This is a genomic window from Niallia sp. FSL R7-0271, assembly GCF_038005785.1.
In the GTDB taxonomy this organism is placed as follows: Bacteria; Bacillota; Bacilli; order Bacillales; family Cytobacillaceae; genus Niallia.
On the sequence record NZ_JBBOTZ010000001.1, the window covers coordinates 2863349 to 2881444 of the forward strand.

Sequence of the window (18096 nt, forward strand, 5' to 3'; positions counted from 1 at the left end):
ATAGAAAACTTACAATTCTGTGACAATTTCATTGTACTCCCAATAAAAATCTCGGTCAAGAAAACGGATACAATTATTCCAGATTTCTTTATCCTTTTTTATTATATGATTTTGCTCTTGGAAAAATTTCTACTTTATTTTACCGCATAGAAACTTTGGACCTAAGGGAAAAATAATAGAAGCTGATAGAGCAGATGGCAGTAAGATTAAGCCTGCTTTTTCTCCTAGCTTTTTCTTGCTTGGCTTAAAGCTTTATATGATGTGTTATTTTGCCATACAGAACTAATAAAATAGACCTGATTTTCCTGTTATTATTCCCATATCGCTATGTTTTTTTCTAGATTTTAAAGTATACTATTAAAGCGATATATTTTTTGTCGAAATTTACGATGCATTTAATGAATTTAATAACATATATTTAATAGAATTGTAGAAAGAGGAGAGAGGCAATTGAGCGAGATTACAACAGAAGAAAGAATAACGAAAGTAGAGGAAGACTCTCTTACAGTACCTGCCTATGGATACGAATTGCTGCGTGAAATTTTAATACCTGACTTGCTTGGAAGAGATACTCCGGATATCCTTTATTGGGCTGGCAAAAGAATTGCCCGAACTTTCCCCCTTGACCACTTGGAAGGGGCAGCTGCTTTTTTTGAAAAAGCAGGCTGGGGTCAGCTTGAAATCATGAAAGCAAATAAAAATGAGATGGAATATAGCATTACAAGTCCATTAATTGAACAAAGGCTGAAGGAAAAGGGCAAATGCACATTCCAGTTGGAAGCAGGCTACCTTGCACAGCAGCACGAACAATTAAAAGAAGTAGTTGCAGAAGCGTTTGAAGATCCAAAACGACGCGGCAAAAAAATTACTATCACTGTCCGCTGGGACAGCAAAGATCCTGTATAAAAAAAGGTCCTCTTTCTTGAGGACCTTTTTATTGTTGTTATGCATTAATAACCGGTAAATTGCTCAAATCGAACGCATCATGAAGTGTTTCGACTGCTTTCACCATATTGCTTTTCTCAATAACAGTAGACACCTTAATTTCTGATGTGCTTACCATTTTTATCACAATATCTTGTTCTGCCAGCACTTTGAACATGTCTGCAGCAACACCTGGATTGGAAATCATGCCAGAGCCGACAATAGAGACTTTCGCAAGTCCTTGCTCTGACGCAACTCTATCATAGCCAAGCACTGCTTTGTTTTCTTCAAGGACCTTAACTGTTTCTCCTAAATCACTGTCCTTAATGGAGAAGGAAAGGTTCGTTCCTTTGCTTTCAGTCAAGCTTTGTATGATAATATCCACATTGATGTGATGTGAAGCCAATGTAGAAAAGATAGTGGAAAGGCTAGTTAGCGGATCTTTCAGCCCAAACACCGTTACACTCGTAATATTATCTTCAAAAGCGACTCCGCGTACTACTAAATTTTGTTCCATTGATACTTCCTCCTCGATGATAGTTCCTTCTTCTTGTTCCATGCTTGAACGGACCACAAGCGGCATTTGATAGTTTTTCGCATATTCAACTGCTCGTGGATGCAATACCCCTGCGCCAAGGTTTGCCAATTCTAGCATTTCATCATATGAAATGGACAGCAGTTTTCTTGCTTCTTTTACAAAGCGCGGATCTGTCGTATATACACCTGTAACATCCGTATAAATATCGCATTTATCTGCCTTTAACGCAGCTGCTAGAGCTACCGCAGTCGTATCAGAACCGCCGCGGCCAAGTGTTGTAATGTCTCCGCCTTCTGTGATTCCTTGGAAGCCTGCGACAATGACAACCTTGCCATCCATCAGATGTTCTTCGATTCTCTCTGTTTTTATATTTAATATGCGGGCATTGCCATGGACTGCTTCTGTCTCCATGCCTGCCTGCCAGCCTGTAAACGAAATGGCATCTATATTCTTTTCATTCAGAGCCATAGCAAGTAAACTGATTGTGATTTGTTCTCCTGTTGACAGGAGTACATCCATTTCTCGTTTGCTCGGCTTTTCTGTAATTTCACCAGCTAGTTTTACTAATGAATCCGTTGTTTTTCCCATTGCTGAAACGACGACAACGACGTCATTCCCACGATTTTTTTCTTCCATTACTCTTTCGGCAACATGTTTAATTCTCTCTGCACTTCCGACAGATGTTCCGCCAAATTTTTGAACTACTAATCCCACAGCTATTCCCTACCTTCTTTTCTCTTCTTAGAAGCTCTGTTCTATCACCTTTTTTTGCAAACAAAAAAGGCAATGAGAACATCTCATTGCCGTGCAGGTAAATACATATAAATGTGCACAAACAGCGAGATAGCTCTCCAAAACAGTTCCTTGTTTTGACAGTCTTACATTTATTCAATGCAAAACCAGCAAAGGAACGATGAGTTATCCCTTCACTTCGGCGATCTTCCCTTTCATAATTCTTCAATGAAGCTCATCCTTCTCCGAATTATTACTATTGAAGCTCGCACCTCTACCTTCACTTATTAAGTTATAAGTTGCCATCATTATAGCATATGGTTTTCAGCTTAACAACGCTATTTTTTATTTTTTTGCATAAAAATACAATCAATCTTTTAATTTTTCAAGAAGCTCCTCTGCAACAGCAGCTGGAATTCCGATATTTGTGAAGTCAGTAATCGATGCCTCTTTCATCTTTTTAACAGATCCAAATGTTTTTAACAGGAGCTTACGACGTTTTTCTCCAATCCCTGCAATGTCATCAAGCATAGACTGGAAGGCATTTTTCGAGCGCACTTGACGATGAAAGGTAATCGCAAACCGATGGACTTCGTCTTGAATACGCTGCAGGAGATAGAACTCCTGGCTGTTTCGTGCCAGCGGTATAATTTCAAGCGGATTTCCGTAAAGCAGCTGGGAAGTTCTGTGCTTATCGTCTTTCGCCAAGCCTGCAACCGGAATATCAAGTGCCAGTTCATCGAGGAGAATTTCTTTGACAGCCTCAATATGACCTTTCCCTCCATCAACAAGAATCAAATCTGGCATTGGCAGTCCATCTTTTAATACGCGCTGATATCTTCTGCGCACAACCTCCCGCATCGATTCATAATCATCCGGTCCTTGAACTGACTTTATCTTATACTTCCTGTATTCCTTTTTCGCCGGTTTTCCGTCAACAAACACAATCATGGCCGAAACTGGGTTTGTTCCTTGAATATTACTGTTATCAAAGGCTTCAATTCTGTGCGGCGTGTAAATCCCCATCTGGCTTCCTAAATTCTCTACTGCTTTGATTGTGCGCTCTTCGTCTCTGTCAATTAAAGCAAATTTTTCATGAAGAGCATTTTTGGCATTTTTATTTGCCAACAATACTAGGTCCTTTTTCTGACCTCTTTGCGGTTTAATCACTTTCACACCAAGAAGCTCTTCGACCATTTCCCCTTGAATAGAATCTGGTATTAAGATTTCTCTCGGTTTGAAATGATTAGCCTTTGAATAAAATTGTCCGAAATAGGTGAGCATCTCTTCTTCCGGCTCTTGATAAATTGGGAACATGCTAACATCTCGCTCAATCAGCTTTCCTTGTCTGATGAAAAACACTTGGACACACATCCAGCCTTTGTCAACTGAATATCCAAAAACATCTCTGTCGACAAGGTCTGTCATCATCATTTTTTGCTTTTCCATCGTAGCTTCAATATTAGCAATCTGGTCTCTGTATTCTTTTGCCCGCTCAAAATCAAGCTCCTCAGCAGCAGCTGACATTTTTGCTGTGAGCTCCTTTTTTATCTCCTTATAGCCGCCATTCAGAAACTTTGTAATCTCATCAACCATCTTGCGGTATTCTTCCTGAGGCACCTCATTTACACATGGAGCAAGGCATTGTCCAAGATGATAATAAAGACATACTCTGTCTGGCAATGTAGTGCATTTACGAAGAGGATAAAGCCTGTCAAGGAGCTTTTTCGTTTCATTAGCGGCCTGTACGTTAGGGTATGGACCGAAGTATTTGCCTTTATCCTTTTTCACATTACGTGTCGTAATTAACCGGGGATGTCTTTCTGCTGTCAGCTTAATAAATGGATAACTTTTGTCGTCCTTAAGCATAATATTGTATTTCGGATCATGCTTTTTAATTAGATTAATCTCTAAGATAAGTGCTTCTATATTAGATGAAGTGATAATATATTCAAAGTCCTCTATTTCATTCACAAGCCGCAAGGTTTTCCCGTCATGCGAACCAGTGAAATAAGAGCGGACGCGGTTTTTAAGTACCTTTGCTTTCCCTACATAGATGATCGTTCCTTGTCTGTCTTTCATCAGGTAGCATCCTGGCTGGTCAGGCAAAAGCATCAGTTTGTTTTTTATTGTATCGTTCATTGCAGTCCCTCCCTGAACGCACTTGTTTATACAGAACATAAGTACTATTATATATGATAGGGCAGAAGCTCGTTTTCAGCAACTATGAGTGTGTGTAAGTTGGAGGAAGGGAATGAGGATTTTTCCAAAAGTCCAACTAAAAGCTGATTAAAAGCCAAAAAAAGAACCCTAGGAAGTCCCAGGGTTTTGTTTTTGAGTCTTAAACGTGTTTAGCTAATAGCTCAGAAAGAGCTTCTTTTGGTTGGAAACCAACAACTTTATCGACTACTTCGCCGTCTTTGAATACCAACAATGTTGGGATGCTCATTACGCCGAATTTAGAAGCTGATTCTTGGTTTTCGTCAACATCGATTTTCACGATTTTAACTTTATCACCAATTTCTGAATCCAATTCTTCCAATACTGGTGCAATCATTTTACATGGTCCGCACCAAGGTGCCCAAAAATCTGCAAGGACTACGCCTGAACCTGTTTCTTCTGAAAAGTTTTGATCTGTTGCATGTGAAATTGCCATTTATATATGCCTCCTCTTAGTGTTAAACCTGATAATATCCCAAAGTATACCACCGTTTTACTATTGATGCTAATAATTTGTTTCGTCCATCATTTTTCCCATCTGTTCCTGCATCTATTCAGTCGTTTTGCCCACTTGACTTTCGTTATTGGCTGTCTTGAGATCTCAAGCCTTTCTCTAGTAATGGCAACACATCAAAAACATTCCCGACAATTCCATAATCTGATGCTTGAAAAATCGGTGCTTCTTCATCCTTGTTAATCGCAATAATTATATCTGCTGACGTAATGCCGACTAGATGCTGGATAGCTCCTGAAATTCCACATGCGATATATATTTTGGGGGCGACTGTTTCTCCTGTCTGGCCAATTTGATTGGATGCATCACACACGCCAAGTTCAACAGCCCCTCGTGACACGCCAACTTTACCTCCTAATGTCTCGGCAAGCTGTTTGACAAGAAGATAGCCACTTTCATTTCCAACACCTCTGCCTGCTGCAGCAATTATGTTGGCATTTGCCAGTTCTTCCTTGCCGCTGCTCTTTTTCTCAAGCCGGACAAGGGAAAAGTCAGGATTGTTTACAATTGGAGATTGTATCTCTTTAATTCCCTTTTTCTCCTCAAGCCTGTTATCAGCTTTCCAAGCTTTTTGCTTTATGCTTAAAATACAATGATTGTTTATCTGCACCTTGTTGATAATATTTCCAGATAAAATTTGTCTTGTTACAAACAAGCTATCTGGCCCCGTTTTTATTTCTACAATATTAGAAACTAGGGGGAGTTTAAGGGATTCGGAAAGACATGCTGCTAGTGTTTTGCCAAAGTCCGTCTGTCCTAATAACACGGCATAAGGCTGCTCTGCTTCTATGAATTGCTTTATGAGAGGAAGCAATGTATGAACATTAGGTCTGGAAAGCTTACTGTTTTTCATGAACACAACTCTGTCACAGTGATAATACATAAGATCATCAGCAATTGATTCATCATCGTCGTCGCCGACAAGCAAGACAACTATTTCGCTATCGCTGGATATTTTAGTAGCTGCCTCCATGCACTCTAATGTGACTGAATGTAATTTATCCTGTCTTTTTTCCGCAATAATCACTATTCGCTTTTTCAATTTCTCTCACTCCCGTCACTCTTGTATATGGCTTTGTATTATTTGCGCCAATTGTTTCACTTTGTCTTCCAGTTCCCCTTCCAACAGAATCTTTTTCCGATCATTTACGAAATAGCTGAAATCAACTGTTTGAATATCCTTTTGATTTTGATAGGCTGCTGTCTTTTTTTCGAGAGGCTTTTGTTTAGCCTTCATGATGCTTGAGAGCTTCGGCAAACGAGGTGTATGCAGGCCTTGCGGGATTGTGAGGAGAACTGGAAATTTCCCTTTATATGTCTCTAAATCTCCATTGCTCTCCTTCGTTATGAAAACAGCCTCTTTTTCTACTTCCAGCTTTGCCGCCTTTGAAAGGAAGGGAAGTCCTAATATTGTTGCCACTCTAGGTCCAACTTGTCCTGAGCCCCCATTTGTCGAAAAGTCTCCAGCTAAGATAAGATCATACGGCAGGCTGCTTAATTGCTCAGCAATAAGCTTAGCAATGACAGCCGGCTCTAAGTCTTCGTCTGTTTTTACGAATATGGCATTGTCTGCTCCCATCGCAAGTGCTCTTCTAAGATGTTTTTCAGCTTCCCGATGGTGAACAGTCAAGACTGTAACGCTGCCTCCGTAAGCTTCCTTTAAAAGCAGAGCTTCCTCTAATGCTGCTTCATCTGGCGGATTAACACTTTCTTTTAAATTGGTATGCTGTATCTTCCCGTTCTCAATCATAAGCTGCTGGTTTGCTTCCAGGACGATTGAAAGCAAGACGATGATATTCATCCCCATTATCTCCCTTCTTCCGTTTCCTTCTCCTTTAACTCTCTTCTCAATACTTTGCCGATCGCTGACTTTGGCAGCTCATCACGGAATTCATAAATTCTTGGCACCTTAAAGGTTGCCATCCTTGTTCGCATAAATGTATTCAGCTCATCGTCTGAAACCTGCTCTCCTTCTTTCAACACAATAAATGCCTTCACTGTTTCACCGCGGTAAGAGTCTTTCACACCGACAACTGCTGCTTCCTGAACGGCAGGATGCTCATACAGAACCTCTTCAACTTCTCGTGGATATATATTAAAGCCGCCGGCGATTATCGTATCCTTCTTCCTGTCAACAATATAGAAAAAGCCCTTTTCATCCATATAACAGAGGTCGCCTGTATACAGCCATCCGTCCTTTAGAACAAGCTCTGTCTCCTCTTGATTATTCCAATATCCCTTCATTACTTGTGGTCCTTTAACTGCCAGCTCACCAATTTCTCCAGGAGGGAGCATTTCACCCGTTTCCGGCGAGAAAACAGCAGCATCTGTACCAGGCCACGGTACACCTATGCTTCCTTTAACAATATCGTGATCCCATAAGAAGTTAACATGAGTCACTGGAGAGGCTTCTGTCAGTCCATAGCCCTCAACCAGCTTTCCGCCAGTCTTCTCTTCAAAGCGGTCGATAATCTCTTTAGGAAGCGGAGCAGAACCGCTTATAGCGGCAATGATTGAGGATAGGTCATATTTTTTAATATCTGGATGGTTCAACAAGCCGATATAAATGGTCGGCGCCCCAGGGAATACGGTAGGCTTTTGTTTATGAATCGTTTTAAGTGCAGTAGTCGCATCAAATTTTGGAAGCAAGATCATTTTGTATATCTCCATGACAGACAGGACAAGCACAGTCATCATCCCATACACATGGAAAAGGGGCATAATTGCAAGGAGCCTTTCTTTGCCTTTCTCCAGCTTATACAGCCACTGGCGGCACATAGCAGTGTTGGCAACAAGGTTTTGATGTGTTAGCATAACGCCTTTCGGGAATCCTGTTGTTCCTCCTGTGTACTGGATAATCGCCAAGTCTTCCTCAAAGTTAAGGCTGTGTTCTGTAAACTCTTCTACAGGCTTTTTCCAAATTTTTTTTAACAGATGGGTAGATCCCTCATGTTTGACGGAAGGAATAATGCCATGCTCTTTTTTCTGGATATATGGATAAACGAGATTTTTGGGGAATGGGAGGAATTCACTGATAGAGGTTACAAGTATTTGCTCTATACTTGTCATTTCTTGTACATTTTTTACGCGGTTGTAAAGGATATCGAGTGTAATAATGACTTTTGCGCCAGCGTCATTGAGGATAAATTCAATTTCTCTTTCTTTATAAAGAGGGTTTACTGGAACTACAATCGCTCCGGCAAGCATAATGGCATAAAAACTGATTACAGTTTGCGGGATATTTGGCAGCATTACTGCAACCCTGTCTCCCTTATTCACTCCGATGCTTTGCAAATAAGCTGCTAGTTTAGATGATTTTTGATACGTTTGCTTAAACGTTAATTCCTTTCCCATAAAGTGAACTGCCTTATGTTTCGGATATTCTTTTGCTGCATTGCGCAGCAGCTGGGGAAGGGTTTCTGCCTTATAATAAACATTTTTCGCTGTTTCCTTTGGATAAAGTTCAAGCCAAGGTTTCTCTGTTTCCAAACCTGCTCCTCCTAACATAGTTGAGATTGTACTAGCTTATTATATGGCGGGAAGGAGCTTTAGGACATTTAAAATAAGCCTAAATTATAAAAAGGGCATTTTTAAATAACAAAAGAGACCAGTTTCCTTGAAACTGGTCTCTGAATGTAGCCAAACTTCTATAAGGTTGTAGATCTGCAGCCAGTATACTTAAAAAACTGGTCTACCCCATTAGGAGATGCCTGCACCTATTATATAGGAAAGGCCGATTGAAATAATCATAGAGATAAGACCGACCGCTCTGTTATCATTTTTTATCTCTTCATCAATCTTAAATTTCGGTGTTAAAAACTCAAAAATAAAGTATCCTATCAGCAATAGGAAGAAACCGAATATTCCCCAGGCAATCATCGTCAGCAATGAGTCATTCTGCATGATGGAATGCCTGAATACATTCGCAATCCCGAATATTTTACCGCCTGTTGCCATCGCAACAGCAACATTCCCTTTTTTTATCTCTTCCCAGTTATTATATTTTGTAACTAATTCAAATATAGATAAAAAAACAACGATGCTCAGGATAACAACACTGTAATCGCCAGCGGTGTTCACATATTCATTGCTCCAAAATGCATTCATCTGGCATCTCCTCTCTCTTGTCTTGTTTCTATTATTTCAGTTCTACAACGGTAACGCCGCTGCCGCCTTCCCCAGCCTCACCGAAGCGAATACTTTTGACGGAACGATGGTTTTTCAAGTATTCTTGCACACCTGTTCGTAGTGCTCCAGTTCCTTTGCCATGAATGATGGATACTCTTGGATAGCCTGCTAACAGACTGTCATCAATATATTTCTCAACACGCGCCAAGGCATTTTCATACCTTTCCCCTCGAAGATCTAGTTCAAGACTTACATGGAAATCTTTGCCCCTGATTGTTGCAAGTGGTTTTGTTTCCACCACTTTAGGCGCTTTAATGAACTCCATATCACGCTCTTTCACTTTCATCTTCATAATGCCGATTTGAACTTGCCACTCTTTATTAGAGACCCTTTCAATCAGCTGGCCCTTCTGGTCAAATGTCAGTACTTTTACTTCATCCCCCAGCTGGAACTCATGATTTGTTTTCACTGCTTCTTTTCGCTTAATCGCTGATTTTGGAGCAGCATCCTCAAGGCGTTTTCTTGCATCAATTAATTCATGCTCTTTAATTTCCGCCCGTTTCTCCAGCTGCATTTTCCGTAAATCTGAAATGACTGTTTCCGCTTCTTGTTTCGCATTTTCAACGATATCTGCGGCTTTCTTTTTAGCCTTTTCTTCAAGCGCCTCTTTTTTCTCGTAATATTCCATTACTTGCTTTTGCAGGTCACGATGCAGCATTTCCGCCTGCTTCAGCAAATCAGCAGCTTCCTTATGCTCGGATTCTGCAGCTCTGCGGCTTTCTTCCAGGGAAGCAATCATATTTTCAATTTTGTTCGTTTCTGCACTCACATGAGATCTCGCTGTTTCAATAACATCCTCATTTAATCCGAGTCGTTTGGAAATCTCGAACGCATTGCTCCGTCCAGGAACACCAATCAGCAGTTTATAGGTAGGACTTAATGTCTCAACATCAAACTCTACACTGGCATTAACTACACCTTCTCGATTATACCCGTATGCTTTCAACTCAGGATAATGGGTTGTGGCAATTACTCTTGCTCCTCTTTTGTTTACTTCATCCAAAATAGAAATGGCAAGTGCTGCCCCTTCTTGAGGATCTGTTCCGGCACCAAGCTCATCAAACAGGACAAGGCTGCTGCTGTTAACTTCCTTCAATATGCTTACAATATTGACCATATGAGAAGAGAATGTACTTAATGATTGTTCAATAGACTGCTCATCGCCAATATCTGCATATACAGCCTCAAACACACCCATTTCTGATTCATCAAGAGCAGGAATTTGCAAACCGGATTGAGCCATTAATGTGCATAAGCCTACTGTTTTTAATGTTACTGTTTTACCGCCTGTATTCGGTCCTGTTATAACAATAGAAGAATAAGCATCTCCTAATGCGACATCATTAGCTACAACCTCGTCAATTGGAATCAAGGGATGTCTTGCCTTGAACAAGTTTATTTTTCTTTCATTATTTATGATTGGTTTTGTTCCTTTAATGCGATGACCATATTTCGCCTTAGCAAACATAAAGTCAATTTCCTTTAATATCTCCACAATTTCCAGCAGCTCTTCTCTATGCTCTGCCACAAGAACAGTCAGCTGTGCTAGAATTCGGTCTATTTCCTGCTGCTCTTTTACGCGTATGCCTTGCAGCTCATTATTTAATGTTACAACCGATTGAGGCTCAATAAATAATGTTTGACCTGAAGCACTTTGGTCATGGATGATTCCACCATAATGTCCTCTGTATTCTTGTTTAACAGGGATAACATAACGGTCATTCCGGATTGTGATGATTGTATCTGACAGCATCTTTGCTGCATTAGCGGAACGAATCATGCTTTCTAGTTTTTCCCGCACCTTCGATTCATTTCTTCTTAATTGGTTGCGAAGAGCGCGCAATGCTTCACTCGCACTATCCATAACTGTCCCTTGTTCATCAATGGCCATTTTAATTTCTTCTTCCACTTCAGCGAGCACAACAATGCCGTCAACCAGTTCCTGTAAAATAGGGATTGGATCTTCTTGATGGAATTCCTCTGTGAATCTTTTTATTTGTCTGCTCACATGGACTGTACTTGCTACTTGGTTCAATTCAACGGGACTTAACATCCCGCCGATGGATGAACGCTTCACATGCGGGCGGATATCATGTATTCCGCTTAACGGAATGTTTCCCCTCATTCGGAAAACTTTTGCCGCTTCATCTGTTTCCTCCTGCCATTGAACCACTTCTTCATAGCTTGTGGAAGGCATCAGCTCAGAAGCCTTTATCATTCCTAATGGAGAAGAAACATGCTCTAGCAGCTGGCTTTTAATCTTGTCGAATTCTAATGTCTTCAATACTCTTTCTTGCATGGAGTTATCTCCTTTATCTTTTTAATGCAAACGTAAATTTTTCTTTCCTAGTATTATAGAAAAAATTTTTCAGCTTTTATTACTTATGACGATTCTTTAGAAAATCCAACAGTTTTTCCGTATCCCACGTATTAATTACTGTATTTTTATTTATCCAGCCTTTTTTCGCTGTAGACACACCGATGCCCATATAAGCAAGCTCCTTCGTGTGATGAGCATCTGTATTGATGACAAGATGAACACCAGCATCCTGCGCTTTCTTAATATTTTCTGCATTCAAATCTAGACGGTTTGGATTGCTGTTCAGCTCAAGTACTGTATTTGTTTCTTTGGCAAGCCTGATTAAATCGTCCATATCCACTTCATAGCCGTCTCTGATTCCGATTTTTCTTCCTGTCGGATGGGCAATGATATCGACATGCTTATTGCGCAGTGCATTCTCGAGTCTTTCCATAATTTTATGCTTAGGCTGAGAGAAGGAAGAGTGGATGGATGCGATAACGATGTCCATTTGCTCAAGAAGCTCGTCATCATAATCAAGTGTTCCGTCCGGTAAAATATCCATTTCAACACCAGCTAAAATGGTAATATCATCGTATTTTTCATTAAGCGCTTTAATGATCTGAAGCTGTTCTTGCAAACGTTCCGGTGTTAAGCCGTTCGCCACCTTTAAATAGCGGGAGTGATCTGTAATTGCCATATATTTGTAGCCACGCTGTCTGTTTGCTTCGATCATTTCTTCGATGGAAAACGCACCATCACTCCAGGTTGTATGCATATGCAAATCACCTTTAATATCTTCAAGAGAGATGATATCCAATTCCTCTTTGTAATCCTCGACTTCCTTGCCATCTTCTCTCATTTCAGGAGGAATGAACGGCAAGCCGAAATAATGGTAGAATTCCTCTTCAGTCGAAAATGTTTCTACTTCCCCTGTTTCAGTGTCTTCCACACCATATTCGCTTATTTTTTTGCCTCGTTCCTTTGCAAGCTGCCTCATTCTGACATTGTGATCCTTGCTACCTGTGAAATGATGTAAGGTTGTTGCAAATTCCTTCGGCTTAACGAGGCGGAAATCAATGGAAACATCAAATTCCAATTCAAGCACAACACTTACCTTCGTATTGCCAGCACCAATGACTTCCTTTATGCCTGGTAGGGTCAGCAATTTGTCTTTTACGTCTGCTGGTGAATTGGTAGCAATAATAAAGTCCAAATCTTTAATCGTCTCCCGCATTCTTCTAATGCTACCTGCACGGGAAAACCTTTCAATCGCTTCTATTTTTTCTAACTCACCTTCAATGGAAAAAGCCACTCGAAGCATATAAGCAAGCGGAAGTCTATCTGGCCTTGAACCAAAGCTGTCAAGCGCCTCCAGTATTTTATCTTCTGTTTTTTTGCCAAAGCCGCTCAAGGATTGGACTTTCTTTTCCTGACACGCAAGCTTCAAGTCCTCTGCATTTTCAATGCCGAGTTCTTTGTAGAGTTTAGCAATCTTTTTGCCTCCAAGACCTGGCAGCTGAAGCAATGGTATTAACCCTTTAGGCACTTCTTCCTTTAGTTCCTTCAATACAGAGGATTCTCCTGTATGGATAAAGTCCTCTATGACAGCAGCAGTGCCCTTGCCGATGCCAGGAAACGCTGTGAAATCTTCTATTTCGTCTAATGTTTGTTCTGTTGTTTCCAACGCTTGTGCTGCTTTGCGAAATGCGGATATTTTAAAGGAGTTTTCCCCTTTTAATTCCATATATATTGCAATTTGTTCTAATTGGCGTACTACTTCTTTTTTTGTTGTCATTGTTATCACCTACATAATCCTGTCATTGATTAGTATGTTTCCCTTAATTCTGTCAAACAATAATATCATAACATGTTCTGCTATTTTTCTATAACAAGTTGCTACTATTTAAGCAAAAAGAAACCCCTCCAGCCTCATAGCCGGAAGAGTTCCTATTGCCTTTAGGAGGCTACGTATTCAAACCAAATTTCCTTGATCTTTTCCGAAAAGTATGGAGTGTTTTCGATAATACCTGCTGCTACAACCGAATTATTCAGATGTGTCTGAATGAACTCAGCAGGAAGCAATGCTGCAATATAAAGCAGGATAAACAGCACCAAATAGGTTTCAACAAAGCCTAAAATTGCTCCGGCCCAAGTGTTAAGCTGCTTCAAGACAGGAAGGCTTGCGACAAAATCGACCATGCTGCCGATGATTTGCCAGATTATTTTCACAGCAAAGAAAATCACTGCAAAAGCGACTGCACGGTAAAATACCTCTTCCAAGTTTGTGCTGCCAAAAAGTCCTTGAACGAAACTGTTCTCACTTGTATTTGTATAAGGTATCCATAAGTTTAATTTAGTTGAGAGCGGTATATAATATTTATTCGCAACAATAAATGCCACGATAAATCCTGTCAAATGAATGATCTGCAGGATAAAGCCCCGTTTCAGCCCTCTCAAGAGACCAAAAACGAGCAGAATGATGACGATTAAATCCAACATGAACTTTTTTTCAGTCCTTTTCTCTATTTAATTCATTTTCCAATTCTTCCACGCGATCTATTAGCTTAATATAGTCATTTACAATATTAACAGCTGTCAGCACTGCTAATTTATTTGTATCAAGGGATGGATTCTTCCCGTAAATCTCGCGCATTTTCTTGTCCACGATAGAGGCAACCAATCGAACATGACTGGAAGATTCTTGGCCGAGTATTACATATTCCGTTCCATATATTTTCACATTCGTACGGTTTTTTTGTGCATCTGACACTATCTTGCCTCCAATCCTTTAAGAATCCTAATCTATATCATACCATGAAGTGACTTTAAGTGGGAAGTCATTGCATGGTAAATACAGCAAGTTTTACAGCTTCTCCCGCTCTCCTCGCAAAAAAAGCTGGCCATACCGGCCAGCTTCCATCTATATTATCCTCTTAACACAGCTCCTGCTTTCTCTTTAACAGCTTCTAAAACTTTGTCATGCGACTTTGTAATCATGTCATCTGTCAATGTTTGTTCTGGATCGAAATATTTTAGAGAGTAAGCAATGGATTTTTTGCCTTCTTCCATTTTGTCTCCTTCATACAGGTCAAACACCTGTACTTCTTTCAGTAAGGAACCGCCTGCTTCAACGATAATTTTTTGGATTTCGCCAGCTGAAATTGTGGTATCAACAACAAGAGCAATATCTCTTGTTACGCTAGGGAATCTTGGAATTGTCGTGTATTGCAAGTCTGTAACTTCAGCAGCAAGCAGCTTGCTTAAATCTAATTCAAAGACATATGTTTCTTTCAAATCAAGCTCATTTTGAACTTGTGGATGCACCTGGCCAGCAAACCCGATTGATTCACCTTTGAACAAAATATCTGCTGTTCTTCCAGGATGCATGCCATCCATTGTTCCGCGCGTAAACTCGATTTCTTCAGAAACGCCAAGCTTCTGGAACAGCCCTTCAAGCACTCCCTTTAATACGAAGAAATCAACCGGTTTTTTCTCACCTTGCCAGATATGAGAAACCCATGATCCTGTAATAGCACCTGCAACATGCTCTTTTTCTTCCGGAAGCTCATTTTGTGCTGTCTCCAAGAATACAACGCCTGTTTCATAAACAGACAGGCTGTCATTTTGGCGGGCAGCATTATATTTTACTACCTCTAACAGCTGTGGAACGATGCTTTGTCTCAGCAATGCTCTTTCTTCACTCATTGGCATTGCCAGGCGGACTGGATTTCTTTTCTCTAGTGCAAATTGCTGAACTTTCTTTTCACTTGTTAATGCATAAGTGATGGCTTGATATAATCCTGCACCTTCTAAATATTTGCGGACAGCGCGACGCTTTTTCTGATATTCTGACAACGCGCCTGGGATAGCTGCACCGATAGGCAAGGTTGTTGGAATATGATCATAACCGAAAAGTCTTGCTACTTCTTCTGTTAAATCTTCTGGAATAGAAATATCATTTCTTCTAGTCGGCACTGTTACTGTGAAGCTGCCGTTTTCAACAGAAGTTTCAAATTGAAGCCTTTTGAAAATATCTGTCACTTCGCCTTCTGTTAAAGAAGTCCCTAATACATTGTTCAATTTCTCTAAAGTAATCGAAACAATTTTCGGCTCAGCTTTTAGGTTTTCTGCTGCCACTTCACCTTCCAAAACGTCTCCGCCTGCATAAATTTGAAGCAATTGCGCCGCTCTTTCAGCAGCTTGACGAACACGATTAGGATCGATTCCTTTTTCATATCTTGCGCTCGCTTCACTTCTTAAGCCTAGTGTTTTAGAGGATTTACGGATAACTCCAGCTTCGAAATAAGCAGATTCCAAAAGGACTGTTGTTGTATCGCTTTGAACCTCTGAATTTGCACCGCCCATTACACCAGCTACAGCAACTCCAGCTTCACCGTTTGTAATTAGCAAATTGTCTTCTGTCAGCGTTCTTTTTGCATCATCCAAAGTTACGATTGTTTCTCCAGCTTTTGCTCTTCTTACAAGAATTTCTTTTGAACCAAAACGATCATAGTCAAATGCATGCAGAGGCTGACCGTATTCTAACAGAATATAGTTTGTGATATCGACAACATTGTTATGTGGACGGATACCAGCAGCCATTAGTCTTCCTTGCATCCATAATGGTGATGGAGCGACTTTAACGTTTTTAATAATTTTTGCTGTGTATAGTGGTACATCCTCACTGTTTTCCACTTTTACGCTTACATAATCCGCAGCGTTTTCTGCTGTTTTTGGATAGTCAACAGCAGGAAGCTTTACGTCCTTGCCTAAAACAGCTGCAACTTCATAAGCAACTCCTAACATGCTTAAGCAATCTGATCTGTTTGGAGTCAGGCCAAGCTCAAGGACTGCATCATCTCTTTGTAAATACTCAAGTGCATCTCTGCCTACTTCCACATCACCTGGGAACACGAAAATGCCTTCTGAATAATCTTTTGCAACAACTTTTGCTTCAATGCCAAGCTCCTGCAGGGAACAAATCATTCCATTTGATTCCTCACCGCGCAGCTTCGCTTTTTTAATTTTGAAGTTCCCTGGAAGAACTGCTCCAACCTTAGCGACAGCTACTTTTTGGCCAGCATCAACATTTGGTGCTCCACAAATGATTTGAACTGGTTCGCCGTCGCCTACATCTACTAGACATTTGTTCAGTTTATCTGCATTTGGGTGCTGTTCACGCTCTAACACATGACCGATAACGACATTTTTCATGCCTTCATTTAGCACTTCCACACCTTCTACCTCAATACCGCTTCTCGTGATGCGATCAGCTAACTCCTCAGGTGTTATATCATTTAAATCTACATATTCTTGCAACCATTTATAAGAAACTAACATTTGCTATTCTCCTCCAACTCAATATTCTGGCACTGTAAACTGTTTTAAGAAACGGATATCATTTGTATAGAAATGGCGGATATCGTCAATTCCGTACTTCAGCATCGCAATACGTTCTGCACCAATTCCAAAGGCAAAACCAGAATATTTCTTCGAATCAAATCCTGCCATTTCCAGCACATTTGGATGAACCATACCTGCTCCAAGCACTTCAATCCAGCCTGTGCCTTTACATACACTGCAGCCTTTTCCTTTACAGATACTGCAAGAAATATCAACTTCTACAGAAGGCTCTGTGAATGGGAAGAAACTTGGACGAAGACGGATTTCTCTGTCATTGCCAAACATTTTCTTCGCGAACACTTCAAGTGTACCTTTAAGATCGCTCATGCGGATATTTTCATCAATGACAAGCCCTTCAATTTGCATGAATTGGTGGGAATGCGTAGCATCATCATTGTCACGGCGATACACTTTACCAGGACAGATAATTTTAACAGGACCTACGCCCTTATGCTTCTCCATCGTACGAGCTTGCACTGGTGAAGTATGTGTTCTAAGAAGCAGTTCCTCTGTAATGTAGAAAGAATCCTGCATGTCTCTTGCTGGGTGGTTTTTCGGCAAGTTCAAAGCCTCGAAATTATAATAGTCGACTTCCACTTCTGGACCTTCCTCGACTGTATAGCCCATTCCGATAAACAGATCCTCCACTTCCTCAATCACTCTCGTCAAGGAATGATGATTTCCAACCGCAACTGGGCGGCCTGGCAAAGTAACGTCAATTGTTTCTGCTGCAATTTTCTTTTGCACTTCTGCTTCTTCCAGCGTCTTTTGTTTTTCTTCAATATGGCTTGTAATTTCATCGCGGATGACATTAACTAAAGCTCCCATTTTCGGGCGTTCCTCTGCCGATAATTTGCCCATTCCCTTCAACACTTCTGTAATTGGGCCTTTTTTGCCTAAGTATGCAACTCTTATGTCATTTAACTCTTTTACGTTTTCACTGGCTGCTATTGCTGTTAAAGCTTCTGCTTGCAGTTCCTTCAATTTCGCTTCCAATCTCGTTTCCTCCTTTTAATTTTGCATGAATCGTACAAGCTTTCGTAAAACTACTGCTGCTTGAAACATAAAAAAACCCCATCCCAACAAAGGGACGAGGTTTATATATTCGCGGTACCACCCTAATTAACCTGAATTAAGCATTCAAGTTCACTTCATTTGGATAACGGCATAAATGCCGGAACATCTTTACAATTTCATTAATGAAACTGGTCCCGATGCCAACTCAGGAGGTGAACTTCATTTAAGCTGCCAGATAAAAATGCTTTCAGTCAAGGC

The 18096-nt window shown here is 40.5% G+C and carries 14 protein-coding genes, 1 riboswitch and 1 other annotated feature (1 of these 16 running past the window's edge); of the genes, 1 reads left to right on the forward strand and 13 read right to left on the reverse strand.

Annotated elements, in window-relative coordinates:
• Window positions 1-450 precede the first annotated feature (450 nt).
• On the forward strand, window positions 451-906 hold the full coding sequence (locus MKX82_RS14700; RefSeq protein ID WP_341078058.1) for a YslB family protein: 456 nt from the start codon (window positions 451-453) through the stop codon (window positions 904-906).
• A gap of 37 nt (window positions 907-943) precedes the next feature.
• On the opposite strand, the gene MKX82_RS14705 is transcribed toward MKX82_RS14700, so the two are convergent.
• The 13 genes from MKX82_RS14705 to pheS form a co-directional block, all read right to left on the reverse strand.
• Window positions 944-2176, reverse strand: coding sequence for an aspartate kinase (locus tag MKX82_RS14705; RefSeq protein ID WP_233317543.1), 1233 nt, complete (start codon window positions 2174-2176; stop codon window positions 944-946).
• Between the two features lie 122 nt (window positions 2177-2298).
• A riboswitch (Lysine riboswitch) is annotated at window positions 2299-2479 on the reverse strand.
• 84 nt (window positions 2480-2563) lie between these two features.
• Window positions 2564-4336 carry an excinuclease ABC subunit UvrC gene (gene uvrC, locus MKX82_RS14710; protein ID WP_237941782.1) on the reverse strand — a complete coding sequence of 591 codons (1773 nt, stop codon included), beginning with the start codon at window positions 4334-4336 and terminating at the stop codon, window positions 2564-2566.
• A 199-nt stretch (window positions 4337-4535) separates the two neighbouring features.
• Window positions 4536-4850: a thioredoxin gene (gene trxA, locus MKX82_RS14715; protein ID WP_144456514.1), complete on the reverse strand. Its 315-nt coding sequence runs from the start codon at window positions 4848-4850 to the stop codon at window positions 4536-4538.
• Between the two features lie 145 nt (window positions 4851-4995).
• A complete protein-coding gene (locus MKX82_RS14720) occupies window positions 4996-5970 on the reverse strand; it encodes an electron transfer flavoprotein subunit alpha/FixB family protein (RefSeq protein ID WP_237941783.1) in 975 nt (324 codons plus the stop codon).
• A gap of 15 nt (window positions 5971-5985) precedes the next feature.
• Window positions 5986-6729 carry an electron transfer flavoprotein subunit beta/FixA family protein gene (locus MKX82_RS14725; RefSeq protein WP_341078064.1) on the reverse strand — a complete coding sequence of 248 codons (744 nt, stop codon included), beginning with the start codon at window positions 6727-6729 and terminating at the stop codon, window positions 5986-5988.
• A 5-nt stretch (window positions 6730-6734) separates the two neighbouring features.
• Complete coding sequence (locus tag MKX82_RS14730) at window positions 6735-8417, reverse strand: long-chain-fatty-acid--CoA ligase (protein ID WP_341078066.1); 1683 nt, start codon at window positions 8415-8417, stop codon at window positions 6735-6737.
• A 210-nt stretch (window positions 8418-8627) separates the two neighbouring features.
• Window positions 8628-9035: a DUF350 domain-containing protein gene (locus MKX82_RS14735; RefSeq protein WP_233317532.1), complete on the reverse strand. Its 408-nt coding sequence runs from the start codon at window positions 9033-9035 to the stop codon at window positions 8628-8630.
• Between the two features lie 31 nt (window positions 9036-9066).
• Complete coding sequence (locus tag MKX82_RS14740; protein WP_341078069.1) at window positions 9067-11415, reverse strand: endonuclease MutS2; 2349 nt, start codon at window positions 11413-11415, stop codon at window positions 9067-9069.
• Between the two features lie 79 nt (window positions 11416-11494).
• Window positions 11495-13213: a DNA polymerase/3'-5' exonuclease PolX gene (gene polX / locus MKX82_RS14745; protein WP_341078071.1), complete on the reverse strand. Its 1719-nt coding sequence runs from the start codon at window positions 13211-13213 to the stop codon at window positions 11495-11497.
• A gap of 161 nt (window positions 13214-13374) precedes the next feature.
• Window positions 13375-13917: a CvpA family protein gene (locus MKX82_RS14750; protein ID WP_233317518.1), complete on the reverse strand. Its 543-nt coding sequence runs from the start codon at window positions 13915-13917 to the stop codon at window positions 13375-13377.
• A gap of 10 nt (window positions 13918-13927) precedes the next feature.
• Window positions 13928-14188, reverse strand: coding sequence for a cell division protein ZapA (zapA, locus tag MKX82_RS14755; protein WP_233317516.1), 261 nt, complete (start codon window positions 14186-14188; stop codon window positions 13928-13930).
• Window positions 14189-14343: 155 nt separating this feature from the next.
• On the reverse strand, window positions 14344-16758 hold the full coding sequence (pheT, locus tag MKX82_RS14760; RefSeq protein WP_341078075.1) for a phenylalanine--tRNA ligase subunit beta: 2415 nt from the start codon (window positions 16756-16758) through the stop codon (window positions 14344-14346).
• 18 nt (window positions 16759-16776) lie between these two features.
• On the reverse strand, window positions 16777-17817 hold the full coding sequence (gene pheS, locus MKX82_RS14765; RefSeq protein WP_233317512.1) for a phenylalanine--tRNA ligase subunit alpha: 1041 nt from the start codon (window positions 17815-17817) through the stop codon (window positions 16777-16779).
• Window positions 17818-17904: 87 nt separating this feature from the next.
• Window positions 17905-18096, reverse strand: a binding site (T-box leader); it runs 56 nt beyond the window's last position.